Source organism: Pseudoalteromonas sp. SCSIO 43210 (assembly GCF_054133285.1).
The window spans coordinates 4,604,270-4,628,940 of sequence record NZ_CP087225.1; the positions used below are offsets into that span (position 1 = coordinate 4,604,270).

A 24,671-nucleotide genomic window follows, 5' to 3' on the forward strand; every position below is an offset into this window, starting at 1 on the left:
TAATTTAAAAAACGAGAGATTCCATTGCTTCTGTAGTGTTACGGAAATTAACGTCTATATACTGCGCCAACTCTTTTATCGTTTGATGTTCAAAGACCTGGTTAAGAGCAAGGCTGATATTGAGTTCCTGGTTAATGACACTTACAAGCCTAGTGGCGCTGAGTGAATCACCTCCTAAATCAAAGAAGTTACACTCCACACCAATTGACTGATTCTTAATTTCATTAATCCAGATAGACAGTAACTTTTCTTCTGTTTCAGTTGAAGGTGAGGCTAATTCTGTTGCTGGTATCGCACTCAATGCTGAAGCAATTGAGTATTCTTTTAGCGCATTACGATCAACTTTGCCGTTTACAGTAAGGGGGATGTCTTCAATACCTATAACCAAAGAAGGGACTAAGTAATGGGGTAAGCGTGCTTTTAGAAACTTCTTCATAATGCCGTTGGTTTCAGCTATTTTTGAAGGCAAGCCACCAGAAACAAAGGCTATTAACTTTTTGCCCTGCTCGTCGCAATGCAAGATGGCAGCGGCATGGTTAACATCCGGGTGACATTCAAGTGCACGTTCTAATTCGCCTGGTTCAATCCTAAAGCCTCGCAGCTTTATTTGATTATCAACCCGGCCAAGCATGTTGAGCGTACCGGACTGGTTCCAGAAAACCTGATCGCCTGTTTTATATAGCTTGCGCTTATTCCCGCCTGGCCGAAGTTGACACTCAATAAACTTGTCATCTGTTTGAGCTTGGTTCTCATAATAGCCATTTGCCAACCCATCACCCGCCAAATACAACTCACCAGGCGCACCAACAGGTAATAACCGCTGCTCCTTATCCAATACGTAGGCATAAGTATTGTCCAGCGGTGATCCAAGTGAAATGGCATACCGGCTATCAACCGCCTCCGGAACATGGAAAAACGTGCTAAAAACCGTATTTTCTGATGGCCCGTAACCATTAAATAGCTTAATGGTGGGGTCTTTTTGGTAAAGTCGGCTTGCTGAAACCGGGTTTAACACATCCCCGCCAACAGTCAGGTAGCTTAACCCTGTTTTACCGTAAGGTAACTGCTCAACCCATCTTTCAAACAATGCGGCGGTTAGAAATGCGGTGTTTATATTATTTGCTTTTATTACCTGGCTAAGCTTGTTCAAGTCAATGTGCTGTTCAGGGTAGATAACGAGCTCTCCCCCACTTAACAGAGGAAGCCAGATCTCCTCAGTTGCGGCATCAAATGCTAATGCAGATAAATGCAGCATCACCATATCATTCTTTGGTAGCTGACGGACAGACTGGTTCTTCAGTAGCCTGAGCAGCCCCTTTTGGGTAATCTCAACGCCTTTAGGCACACCTGTAGAGCCCGATGTAAAGATGATATTCAATAAGCTCGAAGTACTGTCTTTACTGGCATATTCACCTGACAGTAGGCCTGCTTTTGCAATCGCATTCCTTAACTCGCTACTGTTTGCGCTATCAATTGTTAAATCATCAGCAAAGCTAGCCTCGTAGAGCATATAGTTAGCGTCACTGGTTTGTAACATTTGCTTAATACGAGGTACTGGATACCTAACGTCAATGGGTACATAACAGGCCCCCGTTTTAAGAATGCCTAATATTGAAATAATCATATCCAAAGAGCGTGACGTAACTACAGCAACCCTATTGCCTGGCAGCACGCCTTGCTGGGTTAAATAGTTTGCAAGTTGATTACTTTTATCTTCAAGCTGCCTGTAAGTCAGCTGAGTTTTAGCAAAGCGAACTGCCAACTTGTCAGGCGCTTGCGCCGCGTGCTGCTTAAACACTTCACAAACTGAATAACTTCCAAGGTCTAGTGATGGCTTACTGTTAAATGCCAAGAGCTTGGTTTCATCTTCCTGACCGCAAGCGTATAAAGCGGTTTCTGGCGCCGAAGTCATTACACGTACTGTGGTTTCATAATACTGCAGCAGAAGTTCTATTTGCTCATCCGAAAACGCATTCTGATCCCATGTCATGCCAATTTGCAGTCGCTTGTCATCTGCTCGGTTGAAGTTAACTGAGAGTTTAAATTCGTTTGCCGTATGTGCTTTAACACCTTCAACCTTGTTTAAGTGTTGGCTGGAATCATGGGCAACCGTTGTAAAATCCAAAAAATTAAAAGAATAATTAAATAACGCTGTTTGGTTTGTGGCTTCCAGGATACCGCTCAATGGGAAGTGCCTTTGCTGCCAAATTTTTTGCTCCCCTTGGCTCACCGCAATGATAAGCTGCTGCCAACTTTCCTGCTCCACTTTTAACCTAAAGGGCAAAACGCTTACAAATAAGCCTAGGCTTTGACTACTATTCTCTAGTTCAGGCCGTCCATGAAGACTCAGGCCTGTAATCAAGTCCTCTTCCCCTGTAAAGGTTTTCAGTACATGCATGTGGGCAGCGAGCGCCACTGACTTTAAGGACACTTTTAGTTGTTTTGCCAACTGCTCTAACGCATTTGTCAATGCCTCATCAAATGAATGGGTAATGCTGGTACGTTTATTTTTACTTACTTGGTCAGGTGCAGGCAAAGATGCAAACTCAGCGTCTTGCAAATAGTCACGCCAGAATTGGGGGTTAGCGCTGTTAGCAATTGCCTCTTGCTCTGCTGCGATAAAGTTAACATATTGGGGTGTATCAGCTAATTGTGCTTCACGCTGTTCCAGTTCGGCCTGATAAAGCTCAGAAAGCTCCTTAAATAAGATCTCCACGCTCCAGCCATCCAGCAATGCATGATGCTCCACCCAGGTCATTTCAGACTTTTGGCTAGACAAATTGTGTACATGCACGCTAAATAAAGGAGGCAATTCTACATTAAGTCGCTTGGTAAGTGCTTGGGTATAGGCTAGGTCTAAAAGCTCCTGTTGCTCTTTTGTATCAAACATACTCAAGTCGGTGTAACTCAGCGGTAATTCAATTTTCTGGTGCACAAGTTGCAATGGGATACTGAAGCCCTGCATATGAAAGCTGGTACGCAAAATGTCATGTCGTGATACCAAACGAGCAAGTGCAGTTTTAAACGCGGCAATATCAATTGAAATATCTAAACTGATCCGGGAGACGTTATGGTACAAGCCTTTCGTTTCAACGCTGCCTGAACTAACTTGGCTGTCATAATGGAAAATCATCCCTTCCTGGAGTTTAGAAATTGGGTAGGCATTGATAACATCCGGAGGTAGCTTTGTTTTATCGCTGTCGGGGCAGAGTGAAAAAAGATCCATTATTTTCGAAGAAGCTTGCGGCACTTGCTTTTGAATACAAGCGGCTAAGGATTCCAGCACAGGGTAAGCGAATAAGTCTGCTACATTGATCCCCAGTCCTGATTCACGCACTTTACTCACTACGGCTAACGACTTGATCGAGTCACCACCTAAGTCAAAAAAGTGGTCGTGAATACCAACCTGCTCAATATCAAGTACGCTTTGCCAAGCATCTGCGATCACTTTTTCAGCTTTGGAAGATGGTGCCTCGTATGCCTTTTGAGCAACTTGAATCTGCTCAGGTTTTGGTAAAGCACTTCGTTCAACTTTACCATTTTGGTTTAAAGGCAGTGCTTCCAAATATTGAAATGTGACCGGGATCATGTACTGAGGCAATGTTTTATTCAGGTGCTGAACAATCTCATCAATGTCATGCTGCTTATCACTCGTCTTGTTAGATGGCACTAAATATGCGGCAAGGTTTTTATCCCCGTCCGCGTTTTCAAATGGGTTAACCACTGCCGCTGAAATACCGCGCAATTGGGTAAGCGCTGACTCAATTTCCCCTAACTCAATTCGAAACCCCCTAATTTTAACCTGTTGGTCTACCCGTCCTACATAATGGTACTCACTACCTGGCATGCGTTTTACCAGGTCACCTGTGCGATACAGCCTTAAGCCCGGCTGAGTGGGGTGCTCAACAAACCGCTCTGCTGTTAACTCGTTTCTGTGCAGGTAGCCTCGTGTCACCCCTGCGCCAGAAATATATAACTCACCAGCAACCAGGTCAGGCACTGCTTGTAAAGACTGGTTAAATACAAAGCCCTTAAGGTCATTTAACAGTTTGCCAATCGGGCTTGAGCGCTTATTACAATCATCAGGTGTAACGCGATAATAACTTGCATGAACCGTTGTTTCTGTGATGCCATACATGTTAATTATTTCAGGTGCTTTCAGTGCAGGGTTATCCGCAAAGCAATCAAACATTGGCGTTAGCTTGCTCGGTTCTAACGCTTCTCCACCAAAAATAATATAACGCAGTCTATTAGCCGCTATACCCTTGATAAAATAAGGCATCAGGTTATAAAAAGCTGTGGGGGTTTGATTTAATACCGTCACCTTATTTTGTATCAGTAAGTCTTGTATTTGCTCTGGTGAACGACATGCCTCTTGAGTGGCAATGACGAGCGTCCCCCCATATAACAGCGCACCAAAAATTTCCCACACCGAGAAATCAAAAGCGTATGAATGAAACAAAACCCACACATCTTGCTCACTAAACTGGTAATAGGCATTACAGGCATTAAATAAACGCACTACATTATTGTGCTCAACCATTACCCCTTTTGGCTGGCCGGTAGAACCGGATGTGTAAATAATATAAGCAAGGGAGGTTCCGGTATTGCGACTCTCGGAAGGGGGAACACTTATGTTTTGCTCTGGTAGCGAAGCTAACTGCTCTTTGACCTGAGGCCGGTTCAGGCTAACAAGCTCATACTCTTTGTTATCATCGGCCAAAATGTCAGATACGCCTTCTTGCGTTAAAATTAGCTTTAATTGGCTATCTCGAGCAATATATAACAGACGGCTTTTGGGGTTGTTAGGATCGAGTGGAACATAGGCAGCGCCAGCTTTTAGGATCGCTAAAATGGCGACTATCAGCTCGATGGAACGGTCACACATTAAGCCAATTAAGCTCTCTGGCGGTAGCGCCTGTTGCTTTATAAAATGTGCAAGCTGGTTGGCCCGTCTATTTAGCTCGTCAAAACTGACTTGTTCGTCACCCAAAACTAAAGCTGTCTTTTCTGGGTACGTCTCAGCAGCTTTCTCAAATAATTCGGTAATTGTTGACGCTTGCGAGAATAACGCTTGCGCATCCAACTCATCTTGTTGATTTTCCTTTTGACGCTTAATCTTGCTCAATAACGCCTGGCGCTGCGCAGGCGACAATTGATTTAACTTGTTTAGCATGTCTTTTTTGTTATTTTCCATATTCATACTTCTTATAATTTTTCTTCTGCCATTAACAGCTCAGCTAGTTCCGCTTCACTTAGGTCATTTAGTTCATCTATCAGCGCACTCATTGACGGTTTGTCATCAATTTCGTCTTGTTGCATTTCGAGTGAACCAACTAACGCAGCAGAATCCGTTTGGCTTACAATGCTGTTGATAATTGCCTTGAAATGTTGAGATATTTGATTGATGAGCGTTGTGGAATATTCGCCACTTTTGTAGCTAAAGCGCACCCAAAACTCCTCGTCAGGCACGACTGCGACCGACAAACCAAAGTCGATATGCTCTTTGGCGCTTACCTGCTCAATTTTAGTTTTGGTTAACGCCTGAGAGGAGTTAAGTGCTTCACCAGTAGGGTAGTTCTCGGTTACAAGCAAGGTATCAAATAGACGCTCACCCGATTTAATGCCTGCATTTTTCGCTTGCATGCAAACGTCATTCAGAGGCAAATAATTATATTGGTTACATTCAAGCTGCTGCTTTTGTAGCGTTTGCAAATAGCTTTCAATGGTTTGTGTTACGTCGAGATGAGAAACCAATGGTAAGGTATTGATAAACAGCCCTACCATGGTTTGTATGCCGTCAACATCACAGTCACGACCAGAGACTATGGTGCCAAACACCACGTCATCGGATTGCGTATATTGACTTAACAGATACGACCAAGCCATTTGCATAACAGTATTAAGTGTCGTACTGCGCGCTCTGCAGAAGCGGTTTAACTTTTGGCTAAGGGCTACGTCAAAGGTAATGACTTTCTCACAATATTCCCGCAGACCGCTTTCATCTTCTGGTGGCATCAATAAGCAAGGCTGAGTCACGTTCTCAAGCTTTCCTTGCCAAAACTGTAACCCTTGTTGCTGGTTTTGCTTGAAATACCAATCAATATACTGCTTGTAGTCTGTAACAGGAGGAAGTTGATAGTTATTACCGTCAGACTTATTCTCTGCAAGACTAAACACTTCACCTAAAATAATGGGCAGGCTCCAACCGTCAGACAGGCAGTGGTGCTGACTGAAGAGCAGCCTCCAACGAGTAGATGAAAGTTGTGCCAAATAGATGCGGGTAAGCGGCTCAAGGGTAAAGTCGCAGCCCCTTTTATAGTTCTGCTCAATAGCTTCTTCCCACTTTGTATCTTGTATTTCTAAAGTTAATCCAGACCAGTCAAACTGATGCCACTCAAATTGCCCGGTTGGTAAAACAACTTGGTGTATATTGGCGCTTTCTATGCCCACAAAACGCGTACGCATTATGGAATGGCGTGCCATTACTTCTGACCATGCTTCTTGCATTGCGTTAAAACTGGTATTTGCACTAAACACAATATCCTGATGCAGCATATAGGCTTTTGGCTCTTTAAGCGTTTCAAAAATCATCCCTTGCTGCATAGGGGTAGCCGGGTATAGGTCTTGCATATCTGAAAATTGATGCTGCCATTTTGCCAACTCTGTTTGCTTAACATTGGCTAATGGGTAATCCGATGGCGTGAAGCAAGGTTGAGCTTGTTGGCAATGGGCAATAACATCAAGCATCCCTTGTTTCAGCTCCTTTACTAGGCCTTGCATATTGTGTTTGCTATATTCAAGGGCGCTATAATCAAGCGTGAAGCTCAGCTGACCTTGCTTAACCCAGCCATTTAACCCCAATTTATGCCAACGAGGGTGCCGCCCACTTTGGTGTTCGCCTCGACCTTCTTTAGCTTCACTAAAGCTGTTGCTGCCAAGCGATGCCATTTGCTTGTCGGCATCAAACACACCTAAGTAGTTAAATGCTACAGACTGATAATCATGACTAAGTTGAGCATTCGCTTCATTATGGTTGTACTTCAATAAGCCGTAGCCTAAACCATTGTTAGGAATGGCCCGTAATGTTTCCTTAACCTTCAGAATGACCTGCTTAAGGTGCGCTTGTATGTCCTGCCCCTCATTTGCCTGTTCGATGTAAACAGGATAGAAGCTTGTAAACCAGCCCAGTGTTTGACTGATATCCTGGTCGCTAAATGGCACATCCCGGCCATGACTTTCAAATATAAACTTAACGCTATCTAAGCCCCCCCAACGGCACAAGCCAAGGTGCATTCCTGATAGCAGCAGCTCATTGATATGTGTGCGATATGTTGAGTTAGATAGCTGCAGCAACAATTCGGTTTCGGCTTTATCCAGTGTAAAGCTTACCTTTTGTGTGGTAGCAATCGTTGGGTTGCCTGAAACGCTATGTTCGGATGGTAAATTAAATGTTCGATTTTGTGCTCGCCAATATTCGAGCTCATCTACAATTTCTTCCTTGTTTGAGGAATCGACAAGGTCACTTACAAAGGCCTGATAAGACGCGGTTTTTCCTGGTAATGCAACACTGGCATCATCACCTTTACTTAGCTGCTTATATGCAAGATGCAAGTCATCTAATATAATCCGCCAAGAAACCCCATCAATTACTAAGTGGTGGAACAATAAAAACAACCGTTTTTCGCTTCGAGGTTCCTCTCCTTCCTGTAACAAGACGGCTTTAAATAACGGGCCATTTTGAAGGTCGAAGCTCTGCTGCCACTGTCCACACTGAGCTTCAATCCACACTTCCCACGCTTGGCTTTCAGGCCTTACCTGGCAGGAAAGGCTATCATCTAAAAACGCTTTAGTAAGCGGGGTGTGCAGCGCTTGCCAGTGGCCATCCTCGCCTTGATTGAATACTAGCCGTAATGCATCATGGCGTTGGTATAGTGCATCAACAATCTTCGACAAATGTGCTTCAGTTAAGTCAGCTGGAACATGAAGCAGTAGTGAATGATTGAAGTGTTCAGGTTGCTCAGTGTTTTTATCAAAATAAAAGTGCTGGATAGGTAATAACGGCATATTGCCAGTCACCGCCTCTTGCAGCCCTATATTAACTGACTCAAAGCGCACGACTTTTGCAAGCTCAGTAACTGTTGGGTTATCAAAAAGTGACTTGACGCTTAACGAAATGCCTTGGTTATTTGCCCTTGATACAAGTTGTATAGATAATATTGAATCACCGCCAAGGTTAAAGAAATTATCGGTTAAGCCTACTTTTTCAATTCCAAGAACTTGTTGCCAAAGCTCACATAGTGCAATTTCAAGTGCACTAGTTGGCAATTCCTGTTCAGGTGCCGACTGGCTAAGCTCAGGTTCTGGCAGTGCTTTTTCATCCAACTTACCGTTATTTGTTAGTGGCATTTTGTCCAAAAAGACGTAATGGGATGGCAACATATGGCTTGGCAAATGCTTGCCTAAATAGCCTGTTAGATTGGCCACCATATTTTCTCTTGAATGTTTTGTATCTAAAGCCTTTCCTTTGAGTGTCACGTAGGCGACAAGCTGTTTAGCTTTTGCTTTACCCCTTGCCTTCACATAAGCTTCCGAGACATCTTCAATTGCTGATAAGTGATGCTCAATTTCTTGCACTTCAATGCGAAACCCACGTATTTTTACTTGGTGGTCTTTACGACCTGCAAATGCTAACTCTCCATTTTCAAGCCAACGCGCCCTGTCACCTGAGTGATATAAGCGGCTAAATGGAGCGCCTGGCAAAGAGGTTTCTATAAACTTTTCTTTGGTAAGTTCGGGCTTATTGTGATATCCCCTTGCCAATCCGACACCTGATATATATAACTCACCAGTAACCCCAATAGGCACTGGTTTTAATTGCTGATCAAGAATATACACTTGGGTATTCGCGACTGGGCCACCAATCACAGGGGTTTCATTGTGCTTAAGCTCTTTCATGGTAGTCACGATTGAGCATTCAGTTGGGCCGTAAAGATTATATAGCCGGCACTGCTGGGTCCATGTATTAACCAGGTCTTTTGTGCAGTTGTCCCCACCCACCATAATGACTTTTAACGATGGGATTTGGCGTACCACCTGAGCCCCTAATAACGCAGGGGTCATCGCACAATAGTTAATATCGTGCGATATCATAAACTGGGTTAGATCAATTTTAGCGTCAACAAAGTGAACTTGGGCCCCTGCACATAGGCCGTGGAATAAGCTTTGTCCGCCCGCATCAAACTGCATTGGAAGAACATGCATAATACGTTCGCCACAGCTGATATCAAAAGTTTTGATATCATGCTCGATCAGGTTAACGATCCCTTTGTGCTCTAACATTGCCCCCTTGGGCTGGCCAGTTGTACCAGAAGTATAAATAACATAGGCCAGTTGGCTTGGCTCCCCACATCTGGGTAAGTTGTCCTCGCTATGTGAGCCAAACACACTTGGCTCATCAACAACCAATAATTCCGGTTGAGATGAGTTCATCTCAGTGACCTGACTTAGCTGCTCAGTAAATTTTGATTGGGTTAGTAAGATAGGCGCTTGCGTATCTTGTAATATATATTGCACACGCTTTTGCGGGTCATTGGGTGAGATAGGCAAATATGCCCCACCAGCTTTCAATACTGCGAGAATACTTATAATCAGCTCAACATTTCGCTCTAGGTATAGAGCAACAAATGTATCTGGCTTTAAGCTCTCACCATAACGAACTTCATACTGATTACGAATGCCACGTGCTAATTGGTTAGCTCTTGTGTTTAATTCCTGATAAGTAAGTTCAGTTTCAGCAAACACTAGGGCGATATTGTCAGGTGTTTTTTCAACTTGCTGTTCAAACAACTCATGGATCAGTGCCTCTTTCGAGTATGGGCAAGCCGTATTGTTGAAAGCGCTTATTAATTGATGCTGTTCAGTGTCTGGTATTACTGACAAAGTGTTAGCAGCTTGTTCAGGCGCTTGTAATAGAGCAGTCATAAGCCTAGACGCAGCTGTTGTAACATAACTCATCACACGCTTACCATTAACGCTACTATCTACATTTAATGTCAGATGATACGTGTTATCTATATCATCAACTGATAACCCAAGTGGGTAGTTTGTGCGCTCGTGTGCTTCTAAAAAAGTAAACTCATTGTTGGCATCCCGTACTGGCTGATTTTCAAAACTAAAACGGCAATTAATGATTGAGCTAAATAATGGGGCATCGCCCTCAATATCGCAGCAGCTCTGGGCTTGTGTTAGCGGTGTATACTCATAAGCAATTAAATTCTGAATAGATTTACTGATGGTATTAACCAGCGACAGCACGCTTTGGTTGTTCAGTTGCGCTTTTATTGGCAGCGTGTTTATCAATAGGCCAACCATTTGCTCGGCCCATTGTGAGCCTTGCAGCCTGCCAGACATTACCGTTCCAAAAACCACCTGTTCTTTACTGCAACACGCAGATATAACAAGTGCCCAAACCGCATGGAAAAATGCACTTGGGCTACAATGATTTTCACTTGTCCATTGGCGTATTTGCGCTGATAAATCGAATGATAACGCGGCAGCGAGCTCTGTTGCTTGTACTTTTTGGTTAACACTAAGCAGGTCAAAAGGCGCTGTAGGCTCTGAAACATCACTTAGCATTGCCTCAAAAGAGCAAGTTGCATCGGTATGCTTCTGATGGTGCTGTATTTGCCCAACAGCTTCCCTATATGGGATAGGGCTGGGTAACGTTTCTGTATCCCCCTTAAACCAGGCTGACAACTCATCTACAATAATGTTTAGGCTGGTATTGTCATCAACTAAATGATGCCAAGTTAACTTAACATAATGCTCAGCTTGTGCTGTTTCTACAACAGCAAGGTGAAACAATGGTGCTATGGCTAAGTCCATGCTGGTGATGATGTTTTGCTTTAAAACAACTAATGCATCTTGCCCATTCACAGCCTGTAACCATTGCACTGGTATTGACGCACTACGCTGTACAACTTGAGCAGGCGTGTCTAATTCATTCCAGAAAAAGGCGGTTCTTAGTGCGTCATGCCGTTGTATAACAAAGTTCAGCCCTGCCACAAATTTTTCAAATGAAGCTCGACTATTTACGCGCAAGTAAGTCGTTATTACATAGGGATCATCTTCTGGGGCTAGCATGTGGTGATACAACATACCTTCTTGAAGCGGGGTTAGCGGGTAGATGTCTTTGATACATGGCATCCCACCAGGGATTTGGCTCGCAATATGGTCAATTTCCTGCTGCGTTAAATCGATAAGCGGCAACATGTCAGGACTAATATTTTCACAACTTTCTGGGATCGCGCTCGCCGGGGTTTGATAGACGTCAAATTGGTTTGCAGGCTTAAGTTCTTCAGCCAGCTCAGCTAAGTTTGCAGCAGCAAATACAGACTGAACAGTAAGTTCCCACCCTTGCTTTTGAATAGCCGAAACCAGCTTTACGACAAGTAGTGAATGCCCGCCAAGCTCGAAAAAGTTTGCAAGCGTACTTATTTTATCTGAATCCAAGTTAAGTACTTCAGACCAGGCATTAACTAAAATCTGCTCTTTATCTGTTTGCGGTGCTTTGAATTCATGCTTCGAGGCTGTTTGCAGTATCGATTGCGCCGGCTCGGGAAGCATTTGTTTGTCAACTTTACCATTTGCCGTGAGTGGCCACTCATTCACAATCATGATTACTGGTGGCAGCATATAGTTAGGTAACACCAATGCAATTGCACTTTTTATTTGCTGGACAATAGCGCTGGACTCTTCCTCCACATGACATGGGGTGTTTAGCTTCACGTAGCCTACAAGTGACTTTTCACCAGCGTGGTTTTCCTTCACTAACACTAAACTGGAGTCTACTCCATCACATTCTGCCAGTTGGTGCTCTATTTCTCCAAGCTCAATTCGAAACCCCCGAATTTTTATCTGCTCATCTGCACGACCAATAAACTCAAGTTCACCATTATCAAGGTATCTGGCCAAGTCACCTGACTTGTACAGCCTCGCATCAACCTTGGCAGTAAATGGATCAGGTATAAACCTTTCTTGCGTGATCTCCGGTTTATTTAGGTACCCTCTAGCGAGCCCAGCTCCCCCTACATATATTTCACCAACAGTGCCTTTTGGCACTAGCTTTTTATGGTTATCTAACAAATATATGGTCTGGTCAGCCAATTTATTACCGACAGATGCGGGGGTTACGTCAGCCTTGCTTAATGGCTTGTAAGTAACATGTACGGTTGTTTCGGTAATACCATACATATTAATTAACTTAGGTTGCTGATCACCAAAACGCTCCCACCATGGCATTAGGCTTTCTACTTGTAACGCTTCACCACCAAAAACAACACACCTTAAATAAGGCAGCTCAATATTCTGTTTTAGTATAACTTCAGAGAGTGAGCTAAAAGCGCTTGGTGTTTGGTTCAAAACGGTTACATTTTGGGCTTGGCACAAGGTGGCAAACTGTTTGGGATCTCTAGTGCATGCGTAATTAGGGATGACGAGCTTGCCGCCATAAAGTAATCCGCCCCATAACTCCCAAACACTAAAATCAAACGCAATGGAGTGAAATAATGTCCAGGTGTCAGAAGCACTGAAATTAAAATCACCTTCAGTTGTTAAAAACAACCGGCATACGTTTTCATGGGTTTGTAGGACCCCTTTCGGCTTTCCTGTTGAGCCTGATGTATATATGACGTAGGCCAAGTGATGAATTTGTAAATTTTTATTGGTTACCGATGGGTTATCTGTCGAAAAACGCGCTAGCTCATCTTGTAAGCATGCATCATCCAAACAAATTGCTTGTGACCTTTTAACTGATGTTTGATCAATTAGGCTACTGAGGGTAATAACAGTATCTAGCTTAGCATCGTCTAACATATACTTTAGACGCGCTTCCGGGTAGTCTGGATCTAACGGTACATAAGCGCCACCGGCCTTAAGAATAGCTAAAATAGCAATAACCATTTCAATAGAGCGTTCAAAACACAACCCGACTAATGTATCGGGTGAAATATTCTTATGCTCACTCAGGTAGTGGGCAAGTTGATTGGCACGACTATTTAATGCTTCATAAGTCAGCTGTTTTTCTTCAAAAACTAAGGCCACCGCTTGAGGGTGCTTTTCAGCCTGTTGCTCAAATACCTCATGTATGCACTTGTCGTTTATGTAGTCTGATTTAGTTTGGTTAACATGCTGGGTAAGATATTTATATTCATTTTGGGTAACAATGTCATAGCCACTTAATGGCTTATCTGCATCTAAAGTAAGCTGGCTCAAATAGTGAAAAAATTGTTCTGACCATTGCGCTATTTGCTTATCTGAAAATAAGTCCGTATTAAATTCCCACAAAAAGTCAGCACTTGAACCTGCTTGTGTAACCTCTAAACTCAACTCAAACTTAGCAGTTCCGGTATTAAGTTGTTTTACTGACGTTTCTAACCCACTTAATGTCAACGTTTTAGGATATGCTTCCTGAAAGCTAAATAACAATTGCGCTAGTGGAGAAAAGCTTAGGCTGCGCGTGAGGCCCAAGTACTCAACAATCAAGTCAAAAGGCACTTCATCGTGCTGAAAGTCCTTCATCACGGCTTGTTTTACGCCTCTTAAGGCTTCTTTAAAACTCAACCCAAAGTCTGCACTCATTCGAATAGGTAGTGTATTGACAAACATCCCTACCACTGCACCTAGCTCTTGCCTGTTGCGTCCTGCAACGGGTGTTGCAATCACAACGTCTTGCTGATTACTTAATTTCTGTAAGAAGCTCCCCCATGCCGTTAAAAGGAAAATATAGGGGGTTACTTGAGATGATTTAGCCAAGTTGGTCACATTGCGCCATAAGTCAGCATCAATAGTGTAAACTTGCTTGTCACCTCTGGTACCAAGCTTTGCAGGCCTGTTGTTTGTTGTGGGCAGAGCATGCATAACAGGGCTATTTGCCAACCGCTGCGCCCAGTACTCTAATGAGCTGTCAAATCCACCTGCCTGAAAGTATCCCTGCTGCCAAGCCGCATAGTCACCGTAATGTAGGCCAAGTGAAGGTTGCTCTGTGGCAACTAACACTTTTTCGTTTACACGGGCCTGATAGAAAGCAGCAAGCTGATCAAATAGTAACTCTATTGACCAACCATCAACAGCAATGTGATGAAAGGTTAGTTGTAGGGTTGAAACATCAGCAGCTTGTAGGTAAACCTGCGCCCTAAGCATCGGAGAGCTTGCAAGGTTAAAAGGGCGTTGGGCCTCTTCGGCTAACTGCTTGTTTATGAATTCCTTGTCTACGTTATCAGCTTGTATCGTTTGCAATTTTACTGCAATGTCTTGGCGAAAAACTTGACTGGCTTGCCCATTAATTTCATAAAATTGGGCAGCAAGCGAGGGATTTGCCTTAAGTAAATCATTTAAGGCACCTTCTAGTGCCTGTACCTGAATCATCCCCATAAGTTGATAGGCGATTGACATATTGTACGTGGATGTTTGACCTTCCAACCTATCTAAAAACCACAAGCGCTGCTGGCTAAAAGACAGTTCATACTCGTCTTTTTGGGTACGAGGAATCGCCTGTTCAGAGGCCAAAAAAGCAACTAACTCGTTTTTGCTTTCACGGATTTGACTGCCAATATCCTTAGTAATCGCACCAGCCGTTGCTTGGCTTTTTAATTTCCCATCACTTAGGAAAAGCGTTATTCCCTTATCTTTTAAATGCTTTATTAATACAGCAGCCTTCATAATTACCACTCCAACTCTTCAATATTTTTTTGTTCTTCAGTAGCACCAACCATGAACTTTTGTTCTATAAATGCGGACAGTGATGCAATGGTATAATGTTGCATTAAATCTTTTAGCTGCAGCTCAAGATGAGGATAAATAGTGTTGATCTGCATGACTATTTTTATCGCATTGAGTGACGCCACGCCTAATTCATAAATGCTTTGCTGAACTCCAATTCGTTCAATTCCTACTTCTTGGCGCCAAATTTGGGCCAGCAAGATTTCAATCTCTGTAGTTGGCTGCTGGAAGTTTTCATGGTCATTCTCTTTAATTGGTAAAGCTTTCCTATCTACTTTTCCGTTAGGTGTTAATGGGATGCTTTCTAACAGAAAATAATTAACCGGAAGCATGTAGCTAGGCACTTTTTGTAATAGGTAACTGCGACATATAGGCTCAAGAATAGAGAGCTCAGCGTTGCAACTTGTCGAGACAAGATAAGCACTTAAAACCTTGGCTCCCTGTGGGTTTGCCATCACCTGACAAATTACTTCTTTGACTTCTGTTAAGCTATTAAGGTGGCTTTCAATTTCACCTAACTCGATTCTAAAACCATTGATTTTCACTTGGTGATCAACGCGTCCAATAAACTCAATATTGCCATCTGTCATTAGCCGCCCTAAGTCGCCAGTGCGATATAGTCGTTGATTTAATTGAGGATGAATAATATAGCTGTAGTTGGTTTTTTCGATATCGTTAAAATAGCACTCTGCAACTCCTACACCGCCAATATACAATTCACCTTCTGCGCCTACAGGTTGAAGTTTTTGCTCTTGGTTTAGCACGTAAAACGATTGGTTAAGCATGGGCTTACCATAAGGAATGCTTTTCCATTCAGAACAGTCTTCATGTATGGGGTAGGTAATAGACCATATAGACGCTTCCGTCGCTCCCCCAAAGCTATGGATTTGGGCTGGCTTGCCAGCACCTTGAAAGCATTGTTTTAATCTATTTGGTAACTTAGGAGGCAGCCAGTCACCGCTTAACATCATATGTCTAATTGGTGCCTGCGCGTCTTTGTTATTTAATTCGAAATAACTTACAAGGAGCTCTGCTGAAGCTGGAACCGTGTTCCATATTGATACGTTGTGTTGCTCTATCAATTGCGCCCAATGCGAAGGCTCACGCTCTTCCCCTGCTGTTGGGAAAATGATCGTTCCTCCCGCTGCCAGCATGCCAAAAAAATCATACACATTCAGGTCGAAACTTAAGTCAGATACTGCGAGAATCTTATCTTTTTCGGTGACATTTAAGCGTTCATTAATGTCCCTTAGCGTATTCACAGCGCCTTTATGAGCTATCGCAACTCCTTTTGGCTCACCGGTAGAGCCTGATGTAAATATGACGTAGGCAAGTGCCTCAGCTGAATTGATTGCCTTAACTTGTTGCATCCAATCTTGTCCTGGCTTTTGTACTGGTGACCCCTCAGCGATTAGGCAACTTATGTTCTCAGGCAAGTTAATCGCTAAATCAACTGAGCTAATAACGGTTTCTATGTTGGCTTTTTCAATTACCTTTCGTACTCGCTCTTGTGGCCAATGGGTTTCAAGTGGTATATAAAAATGCCCCGAACACATAATAGACAGTGCTGCAATTAACTGCATGCGTCCTTTGGGTAAGTAGATTGCGATTGGCTTTCGTGTGTCTGGCGTTGCCAACGAAAGCTGAGAGCTCATTCCAGCAACATGATGCAATAATGATTCGTAAGTTAACGCTCCTAGCGAGTCGTTCAAGGCGACGAGTTCTGGAACTGCTTTTGCTTTCGTTAAAAAAAGATCATGGATGGAAGGGCTATCTGAATAGGCCTTAAGCGTATTATTGTAATCTTCAATATGCTTCCAATCTGCTTGACTTAATATGTTGATATCTTTAATCGATGTGTGCTGTTGCTCAGGCAACGACATTAACAAGTTTGACAAGCGATTTATCACTAGTTCGGCTTCATCATCGCTGTAATATGCTAAGTTGTGCTCGAGGGTTAATACGAGGTCTTGGTGTTCACCTAATTCAAGTAAAGAGATATTAAGTGGAAAGGGGTCATAACCTAAAGTGACATAATTTGTCTTTGTTTTCGCACCTTCTGGGTGATGGTTAAAGCTCATCTTGATGTAATTGAATACCACATCAAAAAGTAATGTTCTTCCTTGATTATAAATATCAATATCTTGGGCTAGCTGTTCCAAAGGCATAGCGTAATGCAAATTGTCAATATGATTTACTTCTTTAATCTTTTGCAATAACTCACATAATGTCAGCGTTGTACCAAAATTATACCTTGCGGGCAGTATTTTAGAGTACATACCCACCGTTTTTTTAGAGCTCAGTTTCTTTCGATTATGAAATACCTGCCCAATAATAAGCTCATCTACATTGCAGCTGTTGAGCATATATACATAAATGGCCGCTTGCATCAATTGGTTGATACCTACGTTAAGCGATTTTCCTAGCATTTCTATTTTTTGAAATGCAGCACGATTAATAGTGATTTGCTTAATGCGGCTAGGCACAAAATCCTTGTCAGCATATTGATAACTATAACGAGGAACAACAGCTTGGGCTGGTAGGCTTTTTAAGCGTTCTACCCAATATTGTCTGTCTTCAGAAAATCTATCCGACACTAAGTATTCAGCTTCATGCTCTACTTCCTTTTTAAAGCTAGGTAGGCTGCTTTTGATTTTATCTAGTTTTTCTGAAACTGAATTTGATAAAAGGGCATCATAAATGTGGTAAAGGTTTTTAGTAAAAAGAGAAAGCCCCCAGCCATCACAGATAACATGACTAAAAACAAGAAAAAGCTCATATTCCTGGGCTGTCTTTTTGATCAATGCCCCTTTATAAAGGTTGCTATTTTCCTTGGTTATAGGCGCTGCTATAAAATCTTTTGACCACTCACTAACCTGTTGTTCAATGGTTGATTCCGACCAGCTTTGAACAAAAAGATCAATAAACACCAGCTCATCAACAGTGTGCTTTTCATAGCTGAAGTCTTGTTCGACGCTACCATCATCGTGTAATCGAATTAAAAATGTATCGTGATACTCGATAGCCAGCTCGTACGCTTTTTTGAAAACTGGTTCATTTATAAAACCGCTAATATCAATGCGTGCAACAAGGTTGGTGATTGGAAGTTCTGGATATTTTTTTTGATTAATGTATACGTCTCTCTGAACACAGGTCAGAGTGCTATCTGTATTTGTACTCATGGCTAAGCCCCAAGGATAAATAAATTAACTTAAAGGTTATTTAATGATGTGTGCACTTTCAGAAGTGTATTCTCTTGCTTTCCAAGTGCTCTCCAAAAGTAAACACCTTAGTAGCCAGCGATCATTGCCATCGTACTTTGGTTGATAATTACTTCTTGCATGAACAACTCTTCGGTTATCAAAAATCAATAAGTCTCCCTTCTCCAACACGACGGTCTTCTTGTTGCGATTAATTGATTTTTGTAACTCTATATAAGCCTTTTGGGCGGACTCAGTTAGGCATGTCGTAAACGGTGGATCAAATACAATTTCTTTGTCCAAACTTCCGTTTAGTACAGAACACAGTTGGCTTTCTTCAACATCTTCAGAAGCGGAGGAAAACGTTGTATCTTTTTTTATTAAAAACTGCTTTTTCTGCAACTCTTCTTCTAAGGACTTATCTAAATCAATGTTCTTAGCTTCAAATATATAAGTTTCTGCTTGAGGGTCTTCCCTTAAGCAAAGTAATGCAACAAAGTCAGCCTTAGCATCGTGAAAGCCATCTTCCACATGCCACTCTAAGAAACATTTATTTGAGCCTATTTGCTGGTTTCTATCTTTAAAAAGAGGAAAAACATCATCAATATAGTCAAAGTGTTTTTTGCCTTCAAAATTATAGATATAGCCTAAACCTGAAACCAATATACTTAAGAGTTTGCGGGCAAAGAGCATACTTTCGCCGTGGCCGGTACCTTTACTGCTAGGCGTAGCCTGAATCTCACTAGGTAGTGGAAGCCCTTTTATTAAAAGGTGATGAGTTCTATTTCCTTTTTTTAGCTCGAATAGTTTAGCTAACAAGGTTTGTGGTAGGTTCGGAAATTGTTTCCAACAAGAAAAGTAAAATTCGTCAAAGTCTGCTATCGAATAGTTTAGTGTACATAGCTCGACAATGGCTAAAATCTGCTTTTTTTCATCCTCATTAATTTTTAATACATTGATACTTTTACTTTGTAATGAGGGTGTTTCTGATTCGTGGGTGCTTATATTATCCTTCTCAGGAAAAGGCAACTCTGATGTGCTTATAATATTTAAATCCATTTAAATCCACTTTTTATTATTATAAAAATTAATTTATGGGCCAATGTATATTAAGTAAACAAAATATGTCAAGAAAAAATATAAGCACTTTCCCCCTCACAAGGATGAATTAATCAAAATAAAATCAAGACAATATCAATAACCAGGCTTTATTGAGTAGACTTTAGGTCTGTGTTGTTACTCGTAATATTCTAGATGCCTTCAAACAAAAAATTAACACCTTATTAATATGCATTATCTGTAACAAGTGTTCCAACTAGGGTTCCATTTACAAAATAGACTCCAGAAAAAGGCTCCCTTCTTCAAGCTCATCTGTTAATTTGACTTTTAATCTTAGACGAAATGTTTCTGTACAAATAGAAATCATTTCCACGACATCAAAATAAAAGTTTACTCTTGGATATATTGCTTTAAACAAACTTTCTTTTGCTGAAAAGACAAGTGTCAATGCTATATTATTGTCCAAGTGTAGTGGTAAAGTAATTTTGGCCACCCATTAAGAAAGAAATGTTATGCTAATAAGCATACAAATTTGGGTGAAAAAATGACGAAATTAAAACGCGCAACGTATTCAGCGGCAATTAAATTAGAAACGGCTCAGCTTGTAGTAGATCAAGGTTATACGCAAGAAGACGCATCAAAAGCGATGGGGGTGGGTAAATCAACCGTAAGTAAGTGGGTTACTCAATTAAAGCTAGAACGCAATGGTCAGTCACCATCAGCTTCACCAATGACGCCCGAACAAATTGAAATCCGTAAACTTAAAAAGTAAATCCAACGCATTGAATTAGAAAAGGATATATTAAAAAATGCTACGGTGAATTCAATAGGTCAATGCAACACCTTATAATTGATTACCTAGATTCAAATTGTAAGTGCATAACTTGTTTTGACTAGATTAAGTGGTCAGTTGCTCATAAGCTAACTACTTTTTCTCCGGCAAGAGATTTTACTATGAGACATTACAAACAACTGATCTATGCGCAAAGATGCCAGATCGCTGTTCTAAAGAAAAGCGGTTTTACGCAACAAAGTATTGCTGAGCTAACTAATTTATCGCAATCTACGATTTCAAGAGAGCTTTCTAGAAATACAGGCAAGCGAGGTTACAGATACAAACAAGCTCATGAGCGGGCTTTGTCTCGCCGAAGAAGTGCAAGAAAACCACTTAAGATGACACTTGAAATGATGGCTTTAATTACCCAGAAGCTTAATGAGAAGTGGAGTCCTGAACAAATAACGGGATGGTTGCGCAAGAAAAATAAAAAATCGCGTTAGCATTGAAGAACGTCCACAAATAGTTGATGAGAAAGGCCGTATCGGAGATTGGGAAATAGATACCGTCATAGGTAAAGGCCATCGAGGCGCCCTTGTTACCATTGTAGAGCGGGTCACCCAATTCACTGTATCAACTCAGGTGGCAGGCAAAACAGCACAAGCCGTTACTGCGGCGACGATAGAACTATTAAGGCCATATAGGTCAGCGCTTCATACCATCACGGCTGACAATGGAAAAGAGTTCGCTTATCATGAGAAAATCACAAAGGCATTAAGTGTTCCTGTTTATTTTGCTCACCCTTATCACTCCTGGGAGCGCGGATTGAATGAAAACACGAATGGATTACTACGCCAGTATTGGCCGAAGAGCACAGATTTTAAGGCGGTAACACCAGCGCAAGTTATACCAGTACTTGAGCAACTTAATAATCGTCCGAGAAAGACACTTGGATTTGAAACGCCTGCAAAATTGATGCAGGATCACTTGGCGGCTAAAGCCGCCTAAACGTTATGCACTTCAGATTTGAATCCGCGTTATTAATTAGGTGGTTATGACTGACTTATCAAAACGTGGTTTAAGTGATATTGAAAAGCTGAAAGCATGGTTCTTATGGCGTGAAGGTAAAACGCTTAGCGAAATAGGCTTGAGGCTTGATAGGCATGCTGGTTCTATATTCGGTGTACTTAAACTAAAAGGTGGAATATCGCCAGTGCAACGAAAGCGTCGATTATCGTTTCTTTCTTTAGAAGAGCGAGAAAATATATCAAGAGGTTTAGCTTCAGGCTTATCTATCAGGGTAATAGCTCGTAATGTAGAAAAGGCAGCGTCAACGGTAAGCCGTGAAATCAAACGCAATGGTGGTATTGCCAAATACCGTGCCGTTACGGCTGATAAAAATGCGCTAGAGCGAGCATTAAGGCCAAAGCAATGCAAATTACAAAAAGGTAATCCACTTAGCGATTTGGTTGAGTCTAAGCTACTAGACGACTGGTCACCAGAGCAAATTTCTGGCTGGTTAAAAATAAAACACCCAGCATCATCTGAAATGCATATTTCACATGAGACTATTTATAAAACGTTATTTATCCCATCACGCTATATTTTCGAAAAAGCAGTCCTTAGCCATCTTCGCTCAAAACGTAAGTTGAGGCATGGTAAACGCTCAACAAATAAGGGAATTTATAAAGGTATTATTGATGCTAAAACAATTCATGAAAGGCCCCATGAAATTGAAACACGAGCAACTCTAGGTCACTGGGAGGGCGATTTAATATCAGGAAGTAGCAACTCACATATAGCAACATTGGTTGATCGAAAAACACGGTATACAGCTTTGGTACAAGTTGATGGTAAGGATACTAACAATGTAGTAAATGCACTTATTCTGAAATTTAATGGTTTACCAAAGGCACTTAAAAACACACTAACGTGGGATCGGGGAATGGAATTAGCAGACCATAAAAGATTTACTAAAAATACGAATACAGATGTTTACTTTTGTGACCCGAGTAGTCCGTGGCAAAGGGGAACAAATGAAAATACAAACCGCCTATTAAGGCAGTACTTCCCCAAAAAGACAAGTCTACATGGCTTTGACCAACGTTATTTAGATAAAATCGCTAATAAACTAAATAATCGACCAAGAAGGATATTAAACTATTTAACTCCTAATGATATGATTAAAAACCATGTTGCACTGACCACTTGATATCACCACCGCTCTCTTGATGTCCGACTCCCTGAACAATTCTCGTTAATCGAGAAGTTAAATCAACGAGAGCGTTATCCAATTAGTCTGCTGTGTAGCGTATTCAATGTGCATCGCAGCAGCTATAAGTACTGGGCCATACGGGATACAGCGCCGACACCTGAGCAAGCAAGGTTAGAGGCTGAAGTAAAAGCAATACATGCGATGAGTGGTGGTTCAGCAGGGGCACGGACAATCGCAGCGATAGCAACGAACAATGATTTTGAATTGAGCCGTTATCGTGCAGCTAAGCTAATGGTTAAATTAAAGCTCGAAAGCTGCCAAGTACCTCAACATTCATATAAACGTGGTGGTAATGAACACCTTGAAATCCCAAACCTGCTTGATAGACAGTTTGATGTTGTTGAGCCGGATACCGTGTGGTGCGGTGATGTGACGTATATTTGGACAGGCAATCGCTGGGCTTATTTAGCCGTGGTTATTGATTTATTTGCACGCAAAGTGGTTGGCTGGGCAATGTCGTTGTCACCAGATACTAATTTAACGCTAAAAGCGCTTGAACTCGCATATGAAAGCAGAGGGAAACCGACAGGACTCATGTTCCATTCAGACCAAGGTAGCCATTATACAAGTTTAAAATATCGTCAACGTTTATGGCGCTATAAAATCACACAAAGTATGAGTAGACGTGGAAATTGTTGGGATAATGCGCCAATGGAGCGATTTTTTAGAAGCTTTAAGACGGAATGGATGCCAAAGATTGGATATGGAAACTTTATAGACGCTAAATATAGCGTAAGTGATTACATAAATGGATATTACAACAATGTTAGGCCGCATCATTATAATGCCGGTTTAGCACCAAATGAATCTGAGGTTAGATATCAAGATTCTAAAACTGTGGCCAAAATTAGTTGACTATTACAAAGCTGAGTTGATGGAGATAAATAAGCTCATTTTCAGTTACGATAATGCTTTCAATGCTTTGTATAGTTTTTATATCTAGCCATTGTTCTATGTCTACTCCGACATACTCGCTATATACCTACCTGCAAAAAATTCAGCTTGACGCTTCACTACTGCGTTTTTTAGCTCATCAGGGAAAGTTACACCGTAGAGCTTAAATAAACCTATATCATAAGCGATATATCAAAATCACAGCTAATTACTTCGATATTGTTTAACTAAATTGAGGTAAAGAGGGGATCCACAGTAATGAGAATAAAATCACTATCTACTGACATTCTTTAGCAACTTCTATTGTTTAATAGGTCTTGTATTATTCTATTTACTTGTTTCAATACATGCCCACTATGGCTATCCACAAAAAAATGGTCTCCGGGTAATATATGGACATCACATGGGGCTTCAAAGTGTTTTCCCCAACTTTGAAGATCCGATAAAGTAATGTCAATATCTTGTTCACCACCTAATACTGAAATAGGGCAATTAAAAACATCGTCACCTTTATAAATATATTCATGCGCCATTTGAAAATCAGCCCTAAGCGTAGGTAAATAAAGCTCCATTATCTCTTTATTCTTTAATACTTGTTTAGGTGTACCATTTAGGTTACTAAGCTCATAAATAAACTCTTTAGCCGGTAAATGATGTATAGGTTCCTTCCTCGGGTGGCAATTTGGCCCTTTACTCCCAGAGGCAACAAAATGTATTGGCAATATTAGGTCTGCTTGCTTTATTTGATTCATTAACTCAAATGCAACTCTGCTTCCTAAGCTATGACCGAATAGTATATACGGTTTGTCCATAATGCTTTTAAAGTCAACAAGTAAAGACTGAATTAAGTCATCCATGTTTGAATAAGGATGCTCATTAAATCGATTCCCTCTACCAGGTAATTGAATTGCTACTAATTCAACGCAAATCGGAAGTTTAGAAGCCCAAGAAAAAAAATTAGATGCGCTCCCCCCCGCGTAAGGAAAGCATATAAGTCTTAGTTGAGGAGCCAATTTAGGCTGAAATTTTGTAAACCAAGTGGATGTTAACATAGTTGATCAAATAACCATTTAAGATATTTACTATACATAAAGCTGAATACCTCAGTATTTAGCATTTTCTTACTTAAGAAGAGTTAACTTAAGACTAAAAAGCCCTTCTTTATAGCTTTTTAGTACGTAACCTATTGTACTAATAACCTAAAGTTGGCAAATTCCTAACACCTCAGCGTCTTTTTAATTGACTATTTGTTGCTGTTTATGGCTTTATTATCAAAGTGTTTGTCTCGTTTTAACAAACTAGAGCTTAAATTGCAAACGCGATTTTTAATCGTCACTAAAAATTTAGACTCCTAGGGTAATCCCCCAATCTTCATGATTTTCGGTAATGGCGACACGCATTGACCCCGAATGTAAAACATTGTCAGATAGTAACTGTAATTTACTATCTACATCATCATAAGCCACGACATTACCCAATATATTATCAGCATCATTTTGTTTGCTTAATTTACTAGGATTTTTAGGATATTGAATTGCAGAAATAAGCGCTCTTTTGCCATTACTTGCTATACCACCGCAGTTGAAATTAAAATTCGCAATAGTTTTTTCATCAGAAAAAATATACTCTCCATCCTCAGAACATACAGTTATAAAGTGTAGTGGAATATTACGAGCAAAAATTGACC

General features: G+C 41.3%; 7 protein-coding genes and 3 pseudogenes. 4 read left to right on the forward strand and 6 right to left on the reverse strand.

What is annotated here, in order from left to right; translation table 11 throughout:
- Positions 1-4: 4 nt before the first annotated feature.
- The 5 genes from LOS73_RS19960 to LOS73_RS19980 form a co-directional block, all read right to left on the reverse strand.
- The gene (locus LOS73_RS19960) at positions 5-5,197 is read right to left on the reverse strand and encodes an amino acid adenylation domain-containing protein (RefSeq protein ID WP_457934199.1); all 5,193 of its coding nucleotides are present in this window, start codon (positions 5,195-5,197) and stop codon (positions 5-7) included.
- An 11-nt stretch (positions 5,198-5,208) separates the two neighbouring features.
- Positions 5,209-14,721, reverse strand: a complete 9,513-nt coding sequence (locus LOS73_RS19965; protein WP_457934200.1) for an amino acid adenylation domain-containing protein — start codon at positions 14,719-14,721, stop codon at positions 5,209-5,211.
- Between the two features lie 2 nt (positions 14,722-14,723).
- A complete protein-coding gene (locus LOS73_RS19970; protein ID WP_457934201.1) occupies positions 14,724-17,963 on the reverse strand; it encodes a non-ribosomal peptide synthetase in 3,240 nt (1,079 codons plus the stop codon).
- Positions 17,964-17,999: 36 nt separating this feature from the next.
- On the reverse strand, positions 18,000-19,040 hold the full coding sequence (locus tag LOS73_RS19975; protein WP_457934202.1) for a TauD/TfdA family dioxygenase: 1,041 nt from the start codon (positions 19,038-19,040) through the stop codon (positions 18,000-18,002).
- A gap of 268 nt (positions 19,041-19,308) precedes the next feature.
- Positions 19,309-19,533, reverse strand: coding sequence for a 4'-phosphopantetheinyl transferase superfamily protein (locus LOS73_RS19980; protein WP_457934203.1), 225 nt, complete (start codon positions 19,531-19,533; stop codon positions 19,309-19,311).
- A gap of 51 nt (positions 19,534-19,584) precedes the next feature.
- Here LOS73_RS19980 and LOS73_RS19985 point away from each other — a divergent pair.
- From LOS73_RS19985 to LOS73_RS20000, 4 genes and pseudogenes are all read left to right on the forward strand, one after another.
- A pseudogene (locus LOS73_RS19985) lies at positions 19,585-19,809 on the forward strand (transposase); the annotation flags it as partial.
- A gap of 185 nt (positions 19,810-19,994) precedes the next feature.
- Positions 19,995-20,823 (forward strand): annotated as a pseudogene (locus tag LOS73_RS19990) (IS30 family transposase).
- A gap of 46 nt (positions 20,824-20,869) precedes the next feature.
- Positions 20,870-22,027, forward strand: coding sequence for an IS30 family transposase (locus tag LOS73_RS19995; protein WP_457934204.1), 1,158 nt, complete (start codon positions 20,870-20,872; stop codon positions 22,025-22,027).
- 6 nt (positions 22,028-22,033) lie between these two features.
- Positions 22,034-22,945, forward strand: a pseudogene (locus LOS73_RS20000) (IS3 family transposase); the annotation flags it as partial.
- A gap of 329 nt (positions 22,946-23,274) precedes the next feature.
- On the opposite strand, the gene LOS73_RS20005 reads toward LOS73_RS20000, so the two are convergent.
- On the reverse strand, positions 23,275-24,036 hold the full coding sequence (locus tag LOS73_RS20005; RefSeq protein WP_008139472.1) for a thioesterase II family protein: 762 nt from the start codon (positions 24,034-24,036) through the stop codon (positions 23,275-23,277).
- Positions 24,037-24,671 lie beyond the last annotated feature (635 nt).